6 protein-coding genes are annotated in these 6,776 nt (G+C 58.3%); all 6 read right to left on the reverse strand.

From position 1 onward, the window contains the following. Positions 1 to 964: tetratricopeptide repeat protein (locus VIL80_RS13625; protein ID WP_332036643.1), on the reverse strand; the 964-nt coding region annotated here is incomplete at its 3' end. Between the two features lie 123 nt (positions 965 to 1,087). Then, the gene (locus VIL80_RS13630; RefSeq protein ID WP_332036644.1) at positions 1,088 to 3,469 is read right to left on the reverse strand and encodes a TonB-dependent receptor; all 2,382 of its coding nucleotides are present in this window, start codon (positions 3,467 to 3,469) and stop codon (positions 1,088 to 1,090) included. Between the two features lie 341 nt (positions 3,470 to 3,810). Further along, positions 3,811 to 4,305, reverse strand: a complete 495-nt coding sequence (gene tpx, locus VIL80_RS13635) for a thiol peroxidase (protein ID WP_332036645.1) — start codon at positions 4,303 to 4,305, stop codon at positions 3,811 to 3,813. Positions 4,306 to 4,451: 146 nt separating this feature from the next. After that, positions 4,452 to 5,858: a M20/M25/M40 family metallo-hydrolase gene (locus VIL80_RS13640; RefSeq protein ID WP_332036646.1), complete on the reverse strand. Its 1,407-nt coding sequence runs from the start codon at positions 5,856 to 5,858 to the stop codon at positions 4,452 to 4,454. Positions 5,859 to 5,894: 36 nt separating this feature from the next. Beyond that, positions 5,895 to 6,242, reverse strand: coding sequence for a hypothetical protein (locus tag VIL80_RS13645; protein WP_332036647.1), 348 nt, complete (start codon positions 6,240 to 6,242; stop codon positions 5,895 to 5,897). 20 nt (positions 6,243 to 6,262) lie between these two features. Next, on the reverse strand, positions 6,263 to 6,776 hold a 514-nt coding region (locus VIL80_RS13650; protein WP_332036648.1), incomplete at its 5' end, for a 1-acyl-sn-glycerol-3-phosphate acyltransferase.

Here is a 6,776-nt window from a genome sequence, read left to right on the forward strand (position 1 = left end):
GGCCAAATTGCTGTAGCTCTCCCGCCGAGTGCACGTGGGAGTGCGCGGTTATGATGCGCTCTACCAGCGTGGTTCCGGTGCGCGGCTGCCCCAGTACAAAAATGGGGGAAGCATCGGGGTTGCCTTCGGCCAGGCGATCAAACCACTCCCGGGTGTAATGGGCCTGCAGATAATCGAACGTGGCCTGCTCGGCGTCTTCGTCGAAGGCGACCGTCTCGCGACGGGCGCTGGCGCCCTGGGCAAACGCGTCAAACGCCTGCTCCCACTGCTGCAGATCCTCAAGCTCCTTGCCGATGGCGTAGTAATAGAACGCCTGCGCCCGTGGTGGCATGTTGCTGCGCGCCAGCAATGTGCGCATTGCCTCAATATGGGACGAGTCCTGCGCTTTGCGCGCGCCGGCAAGGGCCCAGTGCGCCTGAGGACTGTCATTTTGCTGTGCAATAATTTTCAGGAATACGTCTTCTGCTTCTTCCGTTTCACCGTGGTAAACCAGGTTGTTGGCATAGTTCAGCAGATAGGCGGGATGTTCGGGGTCCGATTGTAGTGCGCGCTCGAAACAGCGCTTGGCCTCATCGTAATACCCCATCATGGAATACACGGTGCCGATCAGATCGTTCACCGCCGCGTCTGCGCCGGCGCAGTCCTCGGCCCTTTCCAGGGCATTGCCCGCTGCATTGAAATGCCCATCGCGCATGAACAACTTGGCGATGTGCGCCCAGGCTGCGGGGTGGTCCTTTTGCAGTTTGACCACCGACTGGAAGGCGCTGAAGGCGATCTTGGGTTGCTGCGACTCAAGGGCAACCAGTCCCACCAGAAAATGCCCCTGCACCAGATCCGGCTGGACCTTCAACGCTGCCTGGCAACATTTGGACGCGGTATCGATATCGCCGCGGGACAGTGCCTGGAGGCCATTTGACAAGGTTTGTTGGAGAAATGCTTGTTTGCTGAGCTGCCGGTCGTTCATCACTGTGATCCCCTTACTGCAACGGACACTATACGTCGGCGCACCCGACAAACAAAAAAAGGGACAAATAAAAAAGCGGTAACGGCGAGCCGCTACCGCTTTTTTGTTCAGGAGATCGCTTGCTTAGTCGAAATCCATCCCGAAACGCATACCAAAGGTCCGCGGACGCTTGGGACCGAAGAAATGCGACGGCAGTATCCCACCGTTGTTGTTCTGACCGTCCCAGGTGAATTCGTTGGTCAGATTTTCAATGTAGGCGTCAACCCGCCAGTTGCTGTTGGACTCGTATCCCACACGCAGGGCGACATCCTGGTAGGCATCGATCTTGGTGGTCTCGAGGCCTTCCCAGCCACCACCGCGCTCGCTTTCCCAGAAAGTTTCCAGACTGGCGGTGAGAACGCCGTCGCCATAGGGGAAGTGCGCATCCAGCACCAGGGATCCGGCGAATTCCGGCGCCCAGAACAGGGAGCTGCCCTCACAGCCATCCGCATCCTCCAGACCACAGATGTCCTGCAACTTGTTGGCCTCACTATCCAACCAGCCGAAAGAGAACATCAGGTTGAAGTTGTCGGTCAGCTCAGCGGTAATCGACGATTCAATACCAAAGCTGTCCACTTCACCAACGTTCTTCACGATGGATGCACCACCATCGTAGGTGACCACCTGCAGGTCGGTGTAGTTGTACATAAAGCCGGTGATATCGAACAGGGCACGGCCACCAAACAGGGTGCTCTTGTAGCCGGCTTCAAAGGAATCAATTTCTTCCGGGTCAAACACGTTCGGGCCGAAGCCGTCCGCCTGGGTCAGCTCGGTGTTGCCAATGGCGGGGTCGCCAGCGGCGTTGCTCGCCAGGTTGAAGCTGCCAAAACCACCGGACTTGAAGCCTTCGGTATAGCTGACGTAATACGTGTCCTCATTGTTCGGCTGGTAGGTGAGCATCGCGCGCGAGGTGAGCTTGTCCCAGGACTCGCTGCCGCGGATGAAACCATCAGTGGAGAAACCGTAGGCCCAATAGGGACCAAGCTCGCTGTCCGGGGTGGGAACGCTGATGGCGAAGTCCTTTTCATCCCGGGTGTAGCGCATACCCAGGCCGAGGGTAAGGGTATCGGTCAGCGCGTAATCCATGTTCACGTAGGAGGCCCAGCCGGAGTAGGAGCCGCGAATATGCCCGGTCTCGGTAAGCTTGCCATCCGCGGAGGGGCTCCAGGCGTAGCCGTAATAGGCATACAGGTCGGAACAGCCGGTAAAGCCATTGCCGGGATAGTAGTAGTTGCCGTAATAGGCACACATATAATCTTCATCGCCGCGGAACAAGAACTTCGCGTCGATCTCTTCCTTGTAGTAGGAAGCACCGGCATACCAGGACAGCGGGCCATCGGTAGTGGAAGTTACCCGCACTTCCTGCTGGAAGTAATCGCCGGTCTGATCCATGCCGAAGTCGTTCACATTCAGCGGTGTGCCGTCGTAGTCTTCGGTGTAGAAGTAATCGTGGTCCTTGTAACCGGTGTTCGAGGTCAGGGTAAATTTGTCGAACTCATAATCGACATGTACACCCAGGGTAAGCACATCGGAATCATCGGCATCACCACTGTAGCGATCTACATCCACATCGCCCTTGCGCGGATTGCCCCCCATCATCGGGTCGCCGATGGAATCGACGAATGCGTCCCAGATATCGCCCTCTTCGACCGCTCGGTAAACCGAGCCGGACTGTTCGCGCGACTCGTATTCCGCCATGGTATGGACGGTCAGTGCGTCCTTCTCATAAGTGGTGGAAAAGCGCAGCGCTTGCTTGGAGTGAGCGATCAGATCTGCGGAACCGGGGTAGGTATTGTTGACGAAGCCGTCTTCTTCCGAGGTGTAGCCGGCGAGACGCACGGCGAAGTTGTCGCTTACGCCGATGTTGGCGGCGCCTTCGGTTGCAAAGCGACCATACTGGCCGACATCGGTTTCAAAGTAACCGCTCACGCCGTCTTTCAACTCGGCCTTGCGGGTGTGAACACTGAAAGCACCGCCGATAGAGTTGCGGCCAAACAGGAAGCCCTGTGGACCACGCAGGATTTCAGCACGATCCATATCGTACAGGCTGGTTACCGCAGAGCCATTGCGCCCCTCGTAGAGGTCGTTCTTGAAAAAGGCCGCCGAGGGGTCACCGCCGACACCGAAGTCCTGGGTGCGGATACCACGCACGCTGATTGCATCGATAAAACTGTCCTGGCTATTGCCGGTGACACCGGGTGTAAAGGACACCAGGTCTTTCACATCATTCAGGTTCACTTTCTGGGTGAAGTCGCCGGAGAGCGCGGTAATGGCCAGCGGCACATCCTGCACGGACTCTTCGCGTTTGCTCGCGGTGACAGTCACTTCCTCGATTTCGAGCACCTGCGCCGCCGCGGGCAGAGCCAGCGCCGAAGTCAGAACGGCAGCGGTCACTGCAGAGGCCAGTTGGTTTTTCTTCAGAAGCGGAGTGCTGGAAGCCAGCTCTCCCGGACGACGATTGGTCATTGGGTTCCCTTTGCTTTTTTTATGATCAAGGCGATACCAGTACAGCCAAGACGTACATTAATCTGCCACCCGGAGCAGATAAAGCATCTTCAGTGGTACCAAGTCACAATTGACGTTGAATGTTGCGCCAATAGCGGCCCGCCTCCCCTTTTGGAGGCCATATAACTGCGCTGCAAACTTGATGCCAACAAGAGGGAAATCGTGCCACTTTTGCCGAGCTTGTGATTTAAGGCAAACGGGGATTTGAACAGGCTGCATCGCCCAAAACCAAAACACCCCGCTGGATGCGGGGTGTTTTATCGGGAACAGCGGACGGCACTGGCGTCCGCTAACGCTGGGGATCAGAGCGCCGCCAACGCCGCCTCGTAATCCGGCTCACTGGCCACTTCTGCCACCTGCTCGGTGTAGGCAACCTTGCCGTTTTCATCGATCACCACCACCGCGCGGGACATCAGCCCTTTCAGCGGACCGGTTGCAAACGCCACGCCGTAATCGCTGCCAAAGCTGGAGCGGAAAGTAGAACCAAGCTTTACATTGGCAATGCCTTCCGCACCACAGAAGCGGGTCATGGCAAAAGGCAGGTCCGCAGAAACACAGACCACCACGGCGTTTTCCAGGGACGCGACTTTTTCGTTGAATGTGCGCACCGACATGGCGCAGGTGGGCGTATCCACAGACGGGAATATATTCAATACCACGCGCTTGCCGGCGAGATCCGACAGGTTGAGTTCGGACAGGTCGCCCTGCACCAGAGTGAATGCCGGTGCCTGGCTGCCTACCGCCGGCAAATCGCCAACGGTGGTGATGGGGTTACCTTTCAGGGTGATATTGGCCATTGTGCATTCCTTGACGTTTGGGGTTGTGAAATTAGCGTCGAAAGTGCCCGCAGCATGACGAGGCATGAGGGCAAAGTCAATTTGCTCACAAGATACAAAAAACCCCGCAATTTGCGGGGTTTTAAGCGTTTTAGGATAGTCCCGGATCAGTGTTCCGTGGACACACGACCGAAATCACCTTCCATTTCCGTCGCCAAAAATGACATCACTACCCAGGCCGCCACATTCTGTTTGAGGTTTTCCGGATCCACCTTGTCGAGGGTATCGTTGGGCGTGTGGTGGTAGTCGAAGTAATCGGTGCCATCCTGGTGCAGGGTCATGGCCGGCACGCCCTGCGCCACGAACACACTGCCATCCGGGCCGCCGGATGCCTTGTTGTCACCGCGCTTGATGCCGAGCGGCGCCAGCAGCTGCATCATCTGGTCGGCGATGGCGAACTTGCTCTCGGGGATGCGGGTATCGAAGCGCCAGATTTTGCCGGCACCGAAATCGGACTCGGAAACCATCACAATTTTTTCCAGGTCGTTGGCATGGGCTTCGACGTACTGCTTGGCACCCACAAGGCCGATTTCCTCGGCGCCGAACAGTACCACACGCAGGGTGCGGCGGGGACGCTGGGGCAGCTCGGCAATCAGGCGCGCAGTTTCCATCACCACGGCTACGCCGGCGCCATCATCCAGGGCACCGGTGCCTTCATCCCAACTGTCCAGGTGGGCACCGATAATCACCACTTCTTCCGGCTTCTCGCGGCCGACTACTTCACCAATGACATTGAAGGACGGACCATCGGCCAGTGCTTCGTTGTGCACATTCAGCTTTACCTGCACCGGCTTGCCGCGCTTCAGCATGGCCTCCAGCAGGTTGGCGTCCGGTGCCGACAGCGCCAGCGCCGGTACCGGGTTTTCCACACCGTCGACAGACATCATGCCGGTGTGGGCAAAACGGTCCGAGTCGGTGCCCACGGAGCGCAGCAACAGCGCCGCCGCACCCTTCTCAGCCGCCGCACGCATCCCCTTGCTGCGGCCAGCCGCTGCCGGGCCGTAGCCCTCGCCGGTACGGGCGCGCTCCATGCGCTTGTTGATAAAGGCGATCTTACCTTTCACCTTGCGCGCCGGCGCTTTCAGCAGCGCGTCCACATCGGCAAATTCGACGATTTCCGCGGTGAGACCACCTTCCGGGGTGGACGCGCCGTAACCCAGGGAAGTCACCACCAGCGGCTGCGGGAACGGCGCGGTAACTTCTGCGTGAGCGTGACCACGGGCCCAGCGCTTGACGTCGATCTGCTCGGTGTAGACCCGGTCAAATCCGAGATCTTTCATTTTCTGCTGCGCCCAGGCCACTGCGCGCTCATCGCCTTTGGTACCGGCGCGGCGCGGGCCAACTTCCACGGTGAGGGATTCTACGTGGCTGTAGGCATCGGAGGATTCCAGCGCGCGATCCCGCAGCACTTCCGCCACGGAGATATCTTCCTGCTTCAGGGCAACGGCGTGGGCCGCGGTCACCAGCAGCGCGGCGGCCAGGCCACCACTAAAATTCATCAGGGGCTTTAACATGAGATCTCCAGTTACAGCGTTGGTTTTTATCGGGAATTATTCGGTTTCATCCTGCGGTGGCAGCGCCAGCAATCGCTCGCGCACTTCCCGCAGTTGTTGCAGACCGGGCTCGGTAAACAGGTAGGGCGGCTTGCCGGTGTACTCGTCTTCCTCGATCTGCAGGCATTCGAGGCGGAGCTGCTCCAGTGGCGGATCGTGACGCATCGGATAACTGATCAGTACCCGCCATTCGTTATCGTCCGCCTGCCCGGTAATCACATCTTCAAGACCGCGCTGGAACTGCTTGCGCTCCATGCGAAAGCGCGGTGTGCGCATATGCATCAGGCCCCAGACAATCAGGGCGAACACGGCGAAGGACAGGCAGAGCGTAATCACGATATTCACTGCTGCCCTCCTCCGTGCTCTCAGGCGCGCTCGCCCATATCGGTCTGGTTTTCCGGATTGCGTCCGCGGTATTTACTGAAGCGCCGCTGGATCTCCTGCATATCCTGCTCCAGATCACCGGTAGGCCGGTACAGGGAATCCACACAGATGCGTTTGGTGGGGAAGTCCCAGGCAACCAGCAGCACTGGCACGTCCGCGGCGTAAGCGATGCGCAGAAATCCATTCTTCCACTTGTGCGCCTTCTTGCGGGTGCCTTCCGGAGTAATCGCGACCCACATTTTTTCGTTCTGCTTGAACTGGCTCGCCATTTCCTTGGCCAGCCCTCCCGCCGCGCCGCGGTCAGTGGGAATTCCGCCCAGCGCCATGAACAGTCCTTTGAACGGGAAGAAAAACGCTTCCTTTTTCATCATCCACGACGCTTTCAGTTTAAGCGCCATGATGAACGGCATGGCCACCACAAAATCCCAGTTGGAAGTGTGCGGGGCCAGCGCCACCATCAATTTCTTTTCCGGCGGAAAATTGCCGTCAAACCGC

Source organism: Microbulbifer sp., from assembly GCF_036563125.1.
Classification (GTDB): domain Bacteria; phylum Pseudomonadota; class Gammaproteobacteria; order Pseudomonadales; family Cellvibrionaceae; genus Microbulbifer.